Source organism: Pseudomonas sp. NUPR-002, assembly GCF_056322725.1.
Window position 1 is genome coordinate 3,098,026 of record NZ_CM150476.1, and the last position, 13,347, is coordinate 3,111,372.

11 protein-coding genes and 1 pseudogene are annotated in these 13,347 nt (G+C 58.5%); 6 read left to right on the forward strand and 6 right to left on the reverse strand.

Annotation, left to right across the window (positions count from 1 at the left end):
* Positions 1 to 93 precede the first annotated feature (93 nt).
* From ACVWSC_RS14065 to ACVWSC_RS14075, 3 genes and pseudogenes are all read left to right on the forward strand, one after another.
* A complete protein-coding gene (locus ACVWSC_RS14065; RefSeq protein ID WP_442114193.1) occupies positions 94 to 1,236 on the forward strand; it encodes an acyl-CoA dehydrogenase family protein in 1,143 nt (380 codons plus the stop codon).
* A complete protein-coding gene (locus tag ACVWSC_RS14070) occupies positions 1,233 to 2,375 on the forward strand; it encodes an acyl-CoA dehydrogenase family protein (protein WP_442114194.1) in 1,143 nt (380 codons plus the stop codon). Before ACVWSC_RS14065 ends, ACVWSC_RS14070 begins: the two co-directional genes overlap by 4 nt.
* 279 nt (positions 2,376 to 2,654) lie before the next feature.
* A pseudogene (locus ACVWSC_RS14075) lies at positions 2,655 to 2,773 on the forward strand (transposase); the annotation flags it as partial.
* 294 nt (positions 2,774 to 3,067) lie between these two features.
* Here ACVWSC_RS14075 and ACVWSC_RS14080 read toward each other — a convergent pair.
* From ACVWSC_RS14080 to ACVWSC_RS14090, 3 genes are all read right to left on the reverse strand, one after another.
* Entirely contained in the window at positions 3,068 to 4,030 is a 963-nt protein-coding gene (locus ACVWSC_RS14080; protein WP_442114195.1) for a bifunctional GNAT family N-acetyltransferase/nucleoside diphosphate kinase regulator, read from the reverse strand.
* A gap of 207 nt (positions 4,031 to 4,237) precedes the next feature.
* Entirely contained in the window at positions 4,238 to 5,689 is a 1,452-nt protein-coding gene (locus tag ACVWSC_RS14085) for a DUF1254 domain-containing protein (RefSeq protein ID WP_442114196.1), read from the reverse strand.
* Between the two features lie 25 nt (positions 5,690 to 5,714).
* Positions 5,715 to 7,121, reverse strand: coding sequence for a DUF1254 domain-containing protein (locus ACVWSC_RS14090; RefSeq protein WP_442114197.1), 1,407 nt, complete (start codon positions 7,119 to 7,121; stop codon positions 5,715 to 5,717).
* 286 nt (positions 7,122 to 7,407) lie between these two features.
* Between ACVWSC_RS14090 and ACVWSC_RS14095 the strand changes: the two genes are divergently transcribed.
* Positions 7,408 to 7,938, forward strand: a complete 531-nt coding sequence (locus ACVWSC_RS14095) for a glyoxalase superfamily protein (protein ID WP_442114198.1) — start codon at positions 7,408 to 7,410, stop codon at positions 7,936 to 7,938.
* Between the two features lie 101 nt (positions 7,939 to 8,039).
* Here ACVWSC_RS14095 and ACVWSC_RS14100 read toward each other — a convergent pair whose 3' ends face one another.
* The gene (locus ACVWSC_RS14100) at positions 8,040 to 9,038 is read right to left on the reverse strand and encodes a cyclase family protein (protein WP_442114199.1); all 999 of its coding nucleotides are present in this window, start codon (positions 9,036 to 9,038) and stop codon (positions 8,040 to 8,042) included.
* A 98-nt stretch (positions 9,039 to 9,136) separates the two neighbouring features.
* On the opposite strand from ACVWSC_RS14100, the gene ACVWSC_RS14105 reads away from it, so the two are divergent.
* Positions 9,137 to 10,069, forward strand: coding sequence for a LysR family transcriptional regulator (locus ACVWSC_RS14105; RefSeq protein WP_442114200.1), 933 nt, complete (start codon positions 9,137 to 9,139; stop codon positions 10,067 to 10,069).
* Between the two features lie 117 nt (positions 10,070 to 10,186).
* Here the strand turns inward: ACVWSC_RS14105 and ACVWSC_RS14110 are convergent, their stop codons facing one another.
* Together ACVWSC_RS14110 and ACVWSC_RS14115 are read right to left on the reverse strand one after the other, a co-directional pair.
* Entirely contained in the window at positions 10,187 to 11,878 is a 1,692-nt protein-coding gene (locus tag ACVWSC_RS14110) for an SNIPE associated domain-containing protein (protein WP_442114201.1), read from the reverse strand.
* Between the two features lie 319 nt (positions 11,879 to 12,197).
* On the reverse strand, positions 12,198 to 12,758 hold the full coding sequence (locus ACVWSC_RS14115; protein ID WP_442114202.1) for a cupredoxin domain-containing protein: 561 nt from the start codon (positions 12,756 to 12,758) through the stop codon (positions 12,198 to 12,200).
* A 218-nt stretch (positions 12,759 to 12,976) separates the two neighbouring features.
* Here ACVWSC_RS14115 and ACVWSC_RS14120 point away from each other — a divergent pair, with 218 nt between their 5' ends.
* Entirely contained in the window at positions 12,977 to 13,309 is a 333-nt protein-coding gene (locus ACVWSC_RS14120; RefSeq protein WP_442114203.1) for a DUF2790 domain-containing protein, read from the forward strand.
* The last annotated feature ends 38 nt before the right edge of the window (positions 13,310 to 13,347 follow it).

A 13,347-nucleotide genomic window follows, 5' to 3' on the forward strand; every position in this document is an offset into this window, starting at 1 on the left:
GGGCTTGCCTGGATGACTAAGCTGCTGCTAGCGTATTTACTTGCTGACTGACAAGCAAGTTAAAAACACCCTTCACCTTGCGAGCAGATTCCTATGCAGGCCCTTGATATACGCCCTTGTACCCTGGATCCCCGCAGCGAAACACTGCGGGCCGAGGTTCGCGCTTTCCTCAGCGAAACGCTGCGAGACTTACCCGCCGCTGAACGCGCCAGAAACTGGAACGGCGTCGACGAAAGCTTCAGCCGCAAGCTCGGCGCACGCGACTGGCTGGGCATGACCTGGCCGCGTCGCTATGGCGGCCATGAACGCAGTGCGCTCGAGCGCTACGTCGTTCTCGAAGAGCTACTGGCCGCCGGCGCCCCGGTCAATGCCCACTGGATTGCTGAGCGCCAGAGCGGGCCGCTGCTGATCCGCTTCTCGCCCGATAACCTGGCACCGCGCATCTGTCCCGGCATCGCTCGCGGCGAAACCTATATTGCTATCGGAATGAGCGAACCCGACGTTGGTTCCGACCTTGCCGCGGTGCGTACCCGCGCCGACAAGGTAGCCGGTGGCTGGCGGGTCAACGGCCAGAAGATCTGGACCACAGGTGCCCAGCGCGCCCAGCATATGGTGACGCTGCTGCGCACCTGCCCCCGCGATGAAACCAATCGTCATGCCGGTCTATCACAGTTTCTCGTCGACCTGAGCGCCCCGGGGATTACCATTCGGCCGATTCTCAACATGCTCGGTGAGCACGATTACAACGAAGTATTTCTCGAAGACGTTTTCGTCCCCGACCACGATGTGATCGGCCAGCTCGGTGACGGCTGGAAGCAAGTGGGTGCGGAACTGGCACTGGAGCGCAGCGGCCCGGAGCGTTATCTGAGCAGTACCCAGTTGTACCTGGAAATGCTTGAAGTAGCTGACCCGCACGATGCCCGTCAGACCGTCAGTCTTGGCCGTGTCGCGGCGCGCTACGCGGCCTTGCGGCAAATGTCCCTAGGCATAGCAGGCATGCTCGCCCGGGGCGAGAGCCCCGCGATCGCCGCGACCCTGGTCAAGGACCAGGGATCTGTTCTGGAGCAATCCATGCCCGATCTGGCGCATGAACTGTTCGGCGGCCTGCGCACGTCGGGCTCGCCCTTGGACCAGACCCTGCATTACATCACCCAGACCGCGCCGTCCTTTTCTTTGCGCGGCGGCACCCGAGAAATTCTGCGTGGCATCATTGCCCGAGGACTAGGACTACGATGAACAGCCTCGAATCCCAAAGTGCCGATAGCGGCGCCTGTTCCGAACTGCAAACGATGATCGGTGACAGCGTCGAGCGCTTGTTCAGCCGCGCGATCACGCCGTCGGTGCTGGCGGACTTTGACACTCATGGCCGTATCGACGACCTGTGGCAGCGCGTGAGCGATAGCGGCCTGCCCCATGCACTGGTGCCGGAACACACCGGGGGAAGCGGAGCCAGCCTGCAGGATGTCGGTGCCGTTCTGCGCGCCATCGGCTACTGGCAAGCGCCACTTCCACTTGGCGAAACGTTGCTGGCCACGGCACTGTTGGCACGTGCCGGCCTGGACATTCCGGACGGACCGATCAGCCTGATTCAGGCCGGCCGTCTGGGTGACGTACGGCTCACCACGGATGCCCATGTCGTTGAAGGACGTGCCGAGCAAGTACCCTGGTCGCGCGCCTGCCGGTGGGCAGTGATTGCCGATACCGGACGCATCGCCCTGGTCGACCTGCAGCATGACAGCCTGACGCGCAGCGCTGCCTGCAACTTCGCCAATGAACAGCGTGACACCCTGTGCTTTAAGCGCACGCCGGTGGTTGCCACCGCCGAGCTCAAGCTACCCGGGGTTAGCGAACCGGTCTGGCTGCTAGGCGCACTGCTGCGTGCCTGTATGTCAGTCGGCGCTCTGGAGTCGGCGCTGGACAAGGCAGTGAGCTACGCCAACGAGCGCGTACAGTTCGGCAAGCCAATTGGCCGCCAACAGGCACTGCAGCAGTTGCTGGCGCAAATGGCCGGGGCGATCAGCCTGGCACGGATGACCACGCTCATCGCGCTGGGCAGCACCAGCGACTACCTCGAGGGACGTCTGGCACAGCCCCAACGCATACTATTCGACATCGCAGCGGCCAAGGTCTGCGCCGGTGAAGCAGCGACCCTCGGCTGCTCCGTGGCACATCAGGTGCACGGCTCGATCGGTTTCACTCATGAGCACAGCCTGCACCAGGTCACTCGGCGACTCTGGTCCTGGCGCGAGGAGTTCGGCAGCGATGCACAATGGGCGCACCTGCTGGGTAGTGCAGCCATTGAGTCGGGCGCGCAGGGCTTTTGGCACGGTCTGGTGGAGCGCGATCTGTGGCGTTCGCGTACGCAGGTGGCCTGATCAGAATCCTGATTCGCGGTCCTGCCATCGATTTCGACAGGACCGCGATGGTTCAGCTTTAAGCTGCAGCAATGAGGCGTGCTCATCGTAGCCTGATAAAGTGACTGACGGACGCGCATCATCGCCACATGAGGATCGCGGGCCCACATAATCCTCCCGCGCTGGGCCACCAAATCATCGAGCAACTGCTTCTTCTCCTCCACCAGGCACTCTGGTGTAGTGGTCTAATGATTCCGGACACCCATTTAGGCGAGAATGCTCGCCACAGAGAAGTGCCTGATGACCAAGCAACGCCGTACCTTTACCCCCGAGTTCAAGCGCGAAGCAGCCAGCTTGGTGCTCGACCAGGCTACAGCCACATCGACGCAGCCCGTTCGCTCGGACTGGTGGAGCGAGCAAGCCCAGACTATCATCTAATAGCCGATACCTCCTACTCCCTACCCCACTATCTGCTGCTCTCCGAATTGATCAGACTTGGCCACCAAGAAACGAACACCGGCCAATGCGAAGCGCCTTCAGTCTGCGTTTGAGCAGGTCACGCTCTTCGGCCAGTCAACCATCCGCTTCAACCCGGTTATACACGGCGAACGGCACGGCCTGTGACAGATAGTCCGCATCAGGCACGACAAACGACGCCCCGCCCTTTGGGGAATCTTCGCGCCTGATGGACGAACACTAAATTCAAGGCTCAATCACAGATGAAAATCGCCCGCAGCCTCCGGCTGATAAAGCACTTTCCTGATCTCAATCCTCCGGGTCCGATCAGAAATTCGCCAATCGATGGCGTCCCCCTCCTGATAGCCCAGGATGGCGGCACCGATGTCGGAGCACACAGAATGCTTCCCGGCGCTGCTGTCCGCGTCTTCTGGGTAAACCAAAGCCACCTCGATCTGTTCGTCGTCCAACTGCAGCAAGGCCCTGGAGTTCATCGTGACGACATTGCGCGCCACCTGCTGCGGTTTGACGACAATGGCTCGCTCAAGCTCATGTTCGAGTTCAATAACGGCCGGGCCTTGTTCGAGCACGATCAGGCTCTCGAGCCTGGCCTTGTCGATTTCAGTGATGTAGATCCCCGTGGCGTCGCCAACGGCACCTTCGCGTAGCAGCTGCAGATAGCGCCCCATCGTCATGGAGAATGATTTCAATGTCGGCGTTTCGCTCTCAAGCAGAAAGCCGCTGCGCAGGAAAGCTTTCAGCGAGCGCCCGTTGTCTGGGTGGATCTTGGCGATGAGCTTCTCGGCCCGCATGTCGAGGAAGGCCAGTTTCATGCCTTCGCGGATGGTGCGAGCGCCAAGGTTGCGGCCCCATTTTTTGCTGTCGCCGATGACCAGGACGATCTCGCAGTTTGAACCGGTCTTGACGAGACGGACAAAGCCCACTGGGGCGTCGTGCCGGTCGTAGGCCATGAAGAATCGGCCGCCGCGGTTGAATAGATGGGTCAGGATCGGCAATTGCGTTCGATCGATGGCTTGCTCGATGGAACGGGAGACATGACGTGAATCGCTCAGATAACAGGTGACGCGCTCATCCTCCAACCAGTCCATCAACGTCAGCGCGTGTGCCCGAGTAATTTCAGGGCACAGCGAAATGAAAGGCTTGTTCATCTTCACCACACTTATTTGCAAAGAATGAAAGCCCTTCATGGCAATGGCCATGACGGTTCTTTCGGCAACCGGCTATCTTAAGACATATCGCGAGAAATGCCGAACAGCGTGCGCACTTTGCCTTTACCAGCGTTCCTGATAGGGGGCGCTTGCCACCCCCTTCCCTGCTTCAAGAATCAAAAAACGGCGGAAGAGTGACAACGGCAGCGCTGCCAAAAAATGGCGCTGCACCCATCAGTCTGAGAAGTTTCCATAGGCTTATTCCACCACTTCGAAATCAGGCAATTTGAACGTCTTGTCGTTCATCTCCTGAGTGGGCCCATAGAAACGAATGGCGGGTAATGGACGCTTGCCGGATGTGGGAATCCAGTTCGACTCCATGCCTGCAGGCGCCTTCGGCCCGACGTAGAGGGTGACACCGCCATCGGCGTTCTTGTGCATTTTCTCCAGGTCAAAGGACGACAGCGTTGTCCGGTTCGATTCGCTGTAGATGAACGCCATGGTGGCGCGATCGTACACGGTCAGTGCCCAGAACTGCTTCACTGGCATCTTCGCGGGAATGTCCAGCTTGTAAAGCTTGCCGGCCTCCAGCAGCTTTCCATCCTTGTCAGCCATCGCCATCATGTACTGGGTCGCCGGTGTGGCACTCAGTGCCTTGGGCATGTAGGTGCACCAGAAGTACTCGGCGGCTCGGTTGATGAGGTCGACGCGGTTGTCATCGACGAAGGTGAAGGTCTTGTTGGCGTCGGTCATCAGCAACGAGGCGTAGTGCCGGTCGGTCCAGTAGAGCCTGTCTTTCGGGAAGTTGTCGAACCAGTGCTGCAGGTAATACCACGCATCGACGGCCGCCTGGCGCATCGCCCGCTTGCTGGTCTCGTCCGGTGCGAAGGGTTTGCCGTGCTCGATGCCCAGTGACGACAGCATGCCCATCATCACTTTGTCCTGCGGCTTGACCGGCTCGACGCTGACAATGGCATGCAGGTCTTCGAAGTAGCGCTCGTCGTACAGCGGCAATGTCGGATAGCGGTCGTTGATCGGGTCGACAAAACGTTGCTTCGGCGGATTGGCCGCATCGGCCAAGTAATACATGCGCAGCTTCTGGGCATACGCGTACGCGTCCGCCACGCTCTTGCCCGGTGCGGGCACAGAGCGGAATGCCAGGGCAATGCGGTAGTTGGGCGAAGGGATGTGGATATACCCTTGCGGAATTTTGCCGTCATAACCGGGGGGCGTGAACAGCAACTTGCCGCCCTTGCCCTTGTCCACCCCCGAGGGGCCGACGTCGGCAATCGTCAGTTGCCAGGCATCGACCACCTGGCCGTAGACGCTGCCTTGCTCTCCTGCGACGGGTACTTCCAGGACAACCGGACCTTTGCGCAAGTCGGTAAATGCAGAAATGTAAGGCGTGGTGCTGTTGGCCGTAATCGCTTCCAGCTTCGGCGTGGCGGTTGAGGAGTAGGCAATGATGTCATTGTCCTTCAGAGCAAGATCGTGCTCGCCGGCCCGCCGAAAGCTGTAGATGGCCGTTGCCGGAATCCCCCATAGCACCGCCTCGAAGGCTCGCTGGTACTTGAGCTGGTAATCGAAATCGCTGACCGAAGCCTTGGCATCGGCAGCTGGCTGTCCTCCCTGCGGGTCGGTCTGGGCGCTGGCCCAGTTCATCACCGCCATCAAACCAGCCCCTACGACGAATAATCTGCATGCTTTCATCTGCTGCTCCTAAATGCGTCTGAGGTCACTCAACTTTGGTCAGTTGTGGCATTACCCATTCGCCAGAAAGGATCGCTTGCGAAGGTTGGTATAGCCGCAGAATCACGTAGAAGCCGCCTTGCGGGGCGGGAAGCCAGTTGGCCGCGTTGTCACCTTGGGGCTTGGCATGGGAAATCGGCATGGTGATCGAGCCGTCCTTGGCCACCGTAAGGCCTGGCGTGTCGGTGCCGACCTTGTAGCGAGCCAGTTCGTTGTCGACCAGCATCTTGTCGCTGGCGTCGTACATCGTCAGCGACCAGAACGCGCCCACTGGCGGCGCCGAGGCCAGTTTCACCTCGTACCGGTTACTGCCAACCAGCGGCTGGTTGTTGCTGTCGGTAAAGCGGATGGGGTACATCGCTTCGTGCTCGCCCTGCCCACCCAGGTAAGGCCCGGCGACCATGGCCCGCAGCGGGTAGTTGTAGCCGAAGCTGTCCAGGCCGGTCACCCAGTTCCAGCCACTGCGGATCGACGAGGTGCTGGCCAACGAGGCAATGGCCACGTAGGGCGCGTCTTTCAGGCCCTCGGTCAGCCCTTTGCGGGTGGCCGGGTCGAGTTTGCCAGGGTCAAAGCTTTTTTCAGTCAGGCCGATACGGGAGAATTGCGCGAACAGTGCGGCGTCCGCCGGTTTAACCGGATTGTGCTGGAGCGCTGCGGCCAGCTCGGTGAAGAAACCCAGCTCATCGGCCCCGGTTGTCGGCAGGGGCGGCAAGGTGGAGTCCTTGGCGGGTTTGCCACTCAAGGGCACAAGGTTGAACTGCTTTTGCAGCGCCAGCACCGGTGCGGCGTTCTCACCTTGCTTGACGTGCAAGCGGCCCCAGAGCCAGACCTTCGAGGTGGAAACGTCCAGGCGCTTGGCATCCTCAGGTAGCGAGCCCTTCCAGCCCGGTGGCACCAGAACGAACTTGCCGGCCTTGGTACCCGTGGTGCGACGCCCGATGTAATGCTCCAGCTCCTGCCACATGTTGAAGACGTCGACCACGTAATAGCGGTCGTGGGTGTCGGGTACGGTGAGCACGTAGGGCTCGGTGAGGTTCACCACTGCGCTCATGTAGTAGGTGTCATTATTGGCCGTCGGCATGTCCTTCGCCGCCGGAGAGGCCAGCTCGGTGGCCCAGCCGATCTGGTTCAGCTCGGCGCGGTAGCTGGTCTTGGGTTTGGGCGAAGGCACCGTGGTGTACTCGCGTGCGACACGTTCCATGCGCACCAGCGGGTAGCCCCAGTTGTAGGCCGAGATGGCCAGGCTGTAGCCATCGGCCTGCAAGCCTTTCTGCACATTGTCGGGGGTTGCGGGTGTGGACAGCAGCAGATCCGCTGGTGCTGCCTGTGCCCCATGGCCCAGCACTAGGCAGAAAGGTAGGACACACAACAGTAATTTACGTGATGAGGCCATGCGGAACCCTCCGGTGGCACAGAGTAGAAAGACGTATCCAAACGCCATAGCGTCGAAGCTGGAAACCAGAAAGTAGACTAGTTGGCGGGGCTGAATCGTCAATTTCGGCAACGACCTGGTTTCGTCGAATCCCCTGACTGTGTAGTATCAGCGCAGGCTTATGCTGCCTGCCGCTCGCACCGATAAGGAAGGTGAAAGCATATGTACTCCAGACCCTTTCGCATCTCTCTTGATAGTCGAGGTTTGGCAACGCGAGCACCAAGAAGCTTCGACTCCAGGAGCAATGATGTCGACAATCGAAAACGCCAAGCGGATGGCCAAGCGTCTGCGTACCTCACTTGAGGCCCGCAATCACGAGTTATCCCATAGCGCTGCGCTTGAAATGGTGGCCCAGCAGCTGGGATACAAGGATTGGAATACCGCTTCAGCCGTGCTTCCTCACGAATCGACGGCCCCTGCCGTCACGCTGAAAAAAGCCATACCGATACTGCGAATGTTCGATGAAGCGAAGGCAAGAGAGTTTTATCTCGATTTTCTTGGCTTCAGCGTCGAGTTCGAACACCGTTTCGAAGCTGATCTTCCCCTGTATCTGGGGCTCAGCCGCGACAGTCTGCAGATCCACCTTTCCGAGCATCATGGCGACGCAAGTCCGGGAACGACCCTTTTCGTTCCCATGCACAACATTGAGCTGTTTCGCGACGAACTGATCAGCAAACGCTACGGTTTTGGACGGCCAGACATTGTCGAGCAGGATTGGGGCAAACTTCTGGAAGTCTACGATCCGTTCGGTAACCGTATCCGTTTCTGCCAAAGCTGATTGCTCGCTGAGCTAACTTCACTTCAGCGTAAATGAGGGGGCGCCTGTTTAATCATTCAGATTAAGCAGGCGTTCTCTTTTAAAATTGCCCTGCCTCAGTTTCAGCGCACCGGCAACGCCATCGGCCGCATCGGCGCCGCATCCGCTCCGCGCAGTTTCAACGAAGCGCCGACAAAGGCGAACTGATAAACCCGGTCCTTGGACAAACCTTCCAGGTTCACCAGTTCGATGATCGGCGCGCCCTGCATGGCCAACAGGTAGGTGTGCACCGGCAGGTAGTTGCCTTCGACTTCCGACGGGAACGTCTCGAAACTCAGGTTATCAGCGCCGACCACCATCGCCCCGCTCTCCTCGACCAGGAATTTCGCCGCATCCAGGCTTAAACCCGGTGGGTTGGCCATGTACGCCTGGGCGTTTTCATAGTCACGCATGCGCCCGGTACGGATCAGCACGACATCGCCTTTCTCCAGCACCACCTGTTGCTTGGCCAACGCCTGCTGCAAATCGCTGCGGGTGACGCGGTAGTTATCCGCCAGTTGCTCCAGGCCCTTGGCCACCGCGACATCAATCATGACCCCGCGAGCGATGATCGGTGGCAGTTTCTCTGCACCGGTGACGTTCCAGCCACGGTCTCCCAGGTGCTGGTCGGCACGAAAGCCGTTCCAGATTTTACCGTTGAGTCCAAAGTGGTTGAGTGCGTCGATATGGGTGCCCATGTGGGCGTACATCGACACTGCCGAGCCGCTGTAGCTGACGTGCTGGTTCATCGGCTCGCCGACTTTCATCGGGTCGGCGATGACGTTGCCGTGTGGAGTGTGGGTCATCCACATCTGGTAAGGCGGGTCGCCTGCGGCTTGCCAGCTGGGCATGCCGACAAAGTACTCCACCGCCAGGTCATAGGCCTGGGCGCCGTTGACCCGGGCCATGATCGCAGCCTGCGACTGCGGGGTCATCAGGTTCAGGCGCCCTATTTCGTCTTTCTCGCCCCAGGGGCTGATACCCACGTCGGGCTTGGCCAGCGCGCCGGCACTGTACAGTGAGCCGAGCACCGACAAGACGGCCAGCCCGGTAAGGTTTTTGATCCACGATCGCTGCTGCATGAGATAGCTCCTAAAAGGGGGAGCACTCATGGTATTGGCTGCTAAATCATAGATAATCAGGCGTTTGGTTAATTGATATTCAACCCAGGAGAAAATATATGGATGTATTGCTGGCCATGCGTACCTTTCGCCGCGTGGTTGAGCGCGGCAGCTTCAGTCTGGCGGCTGTCGACCTGGGGCAATCTACTGCGGCGGTGAGCAAGCAAGTGCGACAGCTGGAGGAACGCCTGGGCAGCCTGTTGCTGCTGCGCACCACCCGGCGCATGAGCCTGTCCGAGGCCGGTCAGGCGTACTTCAGCGAATGCTGCCACTTACTCGATGAGCTGGACGCTCTGGAACGTGCGACCCAGAGCGGTTCCAGCGAGCCCAGCGGGTGCCTTCGGGTCAACGCGCCGTTGTCGTTTGGCCTCAAGGTACTGTCGCCGATTCTGGTGGCGTTCATGCAGCGCTACCCGCAACTGAAGGTCGAGCTCACCCTCGATGATCGCCTGTTGGACGTGGTCAGCGAGGGCTTTGATGTTTCGCTGCGGATTCGCAGCCACTTGCCGGACTCATCGCTGGTCGCCAGACGCCTGGGGGACATTGCCCAAGTGATCTGCGCGGCGCCAGCTTACCTGCAGGCCAACGGCACGCCGCAGCGCGTCGACGACCTGCGTGACCACAGTTGCCTGGCCTATCGTCTGGCAGAACATCCCGGCAGCTGGCAGTTACAAGGCCCACAAGGCAATAGCCGTCTGGAATTGCCTGTGCGCCTTGCAGTAGACAACAGCCTGATGCTGAGCGACATGCTGCTGGCTGGCCTGGGCATCGGCGCCCTGCCCTCGTTCATCGCCCAGCCGTTGCTCGACAGCGGCCAGTTGCTGCAATTACTCCCAGAGCAGTCCATGCCGCGGCGTTCGATCTATGCCTTGTACGCCAGCCATCGGCATGTATCGCAGAAAGTCCGGGTGTTTGTGGATTTCCTTGCCGATGCACTGCAAGCGCTGCCAGTAGCGGCGGTGCCCAGCGGCGCAACGTCTGTTCGGGAGTAAACCTGTCCGACTCAGCGTGACGGCTATGGTACTGCCTGCAAATGAGCATTGGCGCCTAGCCCTTCGCCCAGCGTTTCGGCTGGTGGCTGTGGCTCGACGCCTCGTCGGCAACGGTGTTTACGCTGAAACCAGAGCCTCTTCCTCGGACTGCTCGATAGCTTCTTCTACTTCAAGCTGATGGCGCGTCCACTCTGCGGCAATGGCCGGGTTCTCGGTAATCTGCTGCTCGATACGCTGCGTCTCTTTGAACTCAAGTGCCTTAGCGCTCATCGTCCATTGTGTTTCAACACCCAACTGTTCGAGCTCTTCACGTATCGCCGGCAGGCCAATGCGGAAGAACTCCTTGCGTGGGTTGACCTTGTTCACCTGCTCTCGCAGGAAGTGACGGTGAAGCTTTTTCTCAAGCCCAGGGGCATCGTCGCTGAAGATCATGGCGTGGATGTCGAACTCGAACGGAACACTTGCGTCACCGAGTTCACGCACCCGATCCAGCGGTTCAAGGCGGCGGGTCATGCCGATCTTGAACACTTGCTCACCGAAGGAACCAATGTTGGAAATGACATAGACATGACCTGCACGCGTCTGCTGAGCCATGGAAAGAGCGCGCTGATTCTTGTCCTCAGCGGCCTGCAATTGCACTTGTAGAAGCGCCAGTCGAGCCTCGAACTCTGCTCGTTCAGCGGCGCTGGCGGCGGCAACCTGCTCCTGAGCTTTCTCCAGCGCTTTGCGCAAGGTGGCCTCTTCTTTGGCTGCTTCCTTGATCGCTCGCTCATATTCCCGGCGAGCTTTTTCTTCCTCGCGGATTTGCTCACGCAACTGGCGTTGCTCTTCACGTTCCTGATCTTTGAGCAGCTTAGCAGTCACTGCCCAACGCAACTCCTCCAGGCGGGAGGCCAAGTACTCTTCATTAATCCGGGCATTGCGGAACGGGGCTCCGTTGAGATTGACCAACGCAGCAGCATCACGGATCTCCTGTTCAAGCTTGCCGTGATTGTCGGACTTGGTACGGGAAAGAATTGAGTCGACTTTGCCGTTAAATGCGTCCACCACAAAGCGCACAGCAGTGTCACGTCGATTCGCCTCCACGTAATCACATGCTGCAGCTCTACCCGTCTTGATCATCAGACGAGAGAACTCCCGGGCCGCTTTGAGCTTCTGGCCGGCCTCGGTGAAGCCAAATTCCTCTGCCAGGTCGTCCAGCAGGTTGTAGGTCGGAACGATGTAAGCGTCGCCATACCCTTCCACAACGTTCTTCATAGCCTGGGCGGCATCAGTGTAGTGCTTGGCTTTACCCATAGCGGCCAAGGCATCCCCCGCTACTTGTTCAGCACGAATCTGGGCATCGGCAACAATTTTCGCTGCGTCTACAACGGCCTGCTGCAATCGTTCTTCAGCCTGGCTGACCTTAAGCTGAGCCTGTTGCAACAGTTGCTCACGTTCCAATCTGGTCTTGCCGAGGATCTGACCGCTCTGCGTTTCTGCATTTGCAATAGCCTGTTTCAGTCGGATCTCCGCCTCACTGACTTTAGCTTGGGCCTGGTGCAGTAGCTGGGTACGTTCTGCTCGGGTTTCATCCAGGATGCGAGCGGCTTCCGCTTCTGCGTCCAGGATGTCCTTGAAGCGCTCCAGCTCCTTCACCTCTCGTGCTAATTGCTGCCGGAGTGCAGTGACCTCTTCTTCTGTAGCCTTCAGATCGTTCTGCCTGGCTCCAAGCTCAGTTTTCAGCTGGCTGATCATTCCCTTTGCCCTGATGCTTTGCACCAGAAACACACAGGCGGTAATGCCTGCGATTAACGCTATAAGCTCCATTAGCGGCTATCCATGTCTATGACAAAGCGTGGATCGTACATGGCCTTCGTGGCTATAAGCCATCACTCTGGATCTTCTATCACCGACTGGTAGCCGAATTACACAGGCGGAGTACATTTGTACTCCGCCCGACTATTTCAGCCCTGTTCATTGTCCAGGCACGCAGTTGAACATCTCACTCGCGTTGTCTATTCCACTCAAATCTCCAGCGACTCACCGAGGCCACCCGCACGCGCAGTCTCCACACTCGCTCGAATACACCGCCAGTTGATATCAGGCACCGATTGCTAAAACAGCGCTGCGGATCGCAACGCTCAGCTCAACGCATGACAAATTCACCCACCATTCCGGCCTGATAATGGCCCGGCAAGGTGCAAGCGAAGTTCAGGCTGGAGGCATCGGCGAAGGTCCAGACAAACTCTTTGGTAGTGCCGGGTTCAACAAGGATGGCGTTAGGATCGTCATGCCTGGCTTCAATCACCTCTGGATAGCGCGGCGGGTCCATATCGCTCGGCGCGGTGAAGTACTCGCGCCAGACAATCGATTTCGCCTTGCCCGTCGGCGTCAGTGTGCCGTCTTTGAAAAGCGCCGCCATCTCGCGCTGATGTTCCAGCTGCGCAGTAGCCTTGCCGATGTTGAATTCATGCATCAGCGCCCCTTCGTTCTTCACTATAAAACGGACCGTCTCGCCAGGCGTTACATCAATCGACTTCTGACCGTAGCGAATGTCGTCCATCTTGATGAAAACGCTGCGTGTTGCAGGCGTTGCTTGAGTCTGTTGGCCAATGTCGGCGTCACTGGCGGACGGATTCGCTACGGCTTGAGTGGTGGCGCTAAAGATAAGTGCGGTGATCAGTAATTGCACAGGTGAACCGTTCATGATGAAACCTCACTGTAGTGGGTTGGCAAACTGATGCTATGCCCGGTTTCCTGCCACAGGGATTACGCCAATACTACAAATCCGTCATGTTGAAAAAGTTCGCTTGGCAACCACTTCGAGCGTCGTGTGGCTGACATGTCGTCGATGTAATCTGTGCATCATTAGAATGACAGGCATGGCATTTTATTCTTGCATCACACCCACTGGAGTGATGCGCCATGAAATCATTGATCGCTATTAGCGCCATACTGGTCCTGAGCACTTCATCTTTCGCGACGGCAGACGGTAGTACTGATCCCGTGCACGGAAAGATGATTCAGGCAAACGAGCAGGCAATGCGTGAGCTTGCAGCGGCCAGAGGTAAGAACCCACCGGAAGTTACTCACTATCGTTATGGAACCAAGTTGGATATTGATAAAGTTATCAACGTTACTTCGACTAAAAAGAATTGCAATGTGATGCCTGCGCAAATGACTTATGAAGACTCCAGTGGAGAACTAAATATTCTGGAGTACCGCGTTGCTGGAATAAATTGCCAGAACCAGAACTGAGCACAATGATCAGCTGGCCATTGTTTTCGCGGCGCAAG

Coding starts and splice junctions, on each gene's coding strand:
- ACVWSC_RS14085 (WP_442114196.1), bottom strand. CDS start 5,689: ATGAAAGCATGCAGATTATTCGTCGTAGGGGCTGGTTTGATGGCGGTG.
- ACVWSC_RS14110 (WP_442114201.1), bottom strand. CDS start 11,878: ATGGAGCTTATAGCGTTAATCGCAGGCATTACCGCCTGTGTGTTTCTG.
- ACVWSC_RS14080 (WP_442114195.1), bottom strand. CDS start 4,030: ATGGCCATTGCCATGAAGGGCTTTCATTCTTTGCAAATAAGTGTGGTG.
- ACVWSC_RS14100 (WP_442114199.1), bottom strand. CDS start 9,038: ATGCAGCAGCGATCGTGGATCAAAAACCTTACCGGGCTGGCCGTCTTG.
- ACVWSC_RS14095 (WP_442114198.1), top strand. CDS start 7,408: ATGTCGACAATCGAAAACGCCAAGCGGATGGCCAAGCGTCTGCGTACC.
- ACVWSC_RS14115 (WP_442114202.1), bottom strand. CDS start 12,758: ATGAACGGTTCACCTGTGCAATTACTGATCACCGCACTTATCTTTAGC.
- ACVWSC_RS14065 (WP_442114193.1), top strand. CDS start 94: ATGCAGGCCCTTGATATACGCCCTTGTACCCTGGATCCCCGCAGCGAA.
- ACVWSC_RS14120 (WP_442114203.1), top strand. CDS start 12,977: ATGAAATCATTGATCGCTATTAGCGCCATACTGGTCCTGAGCACTTCA.
- ACVWSC_RS14090 (WP_442114197.1), bottom strand. CDS start 7,121: ATGGCCTCATCACGTAAATTACTGTTGTGTGTCCTACCTTTCTGCCTA.
- ACVWSC_RS14105 (WP_442114200.1), top strand. CDS start 9,137: ATGGATGTATTGCTGGCCATGCGTACCTTTCGCCGCGTGGTTGAGCGC.
- ACVWSC_RS14070 (WP_442114194.1), top strand. CDS start 1,233: ATGAACAGCCTCGAATCCCAAAGTGCCGATAGCGGCGCCTGTTCCGAA.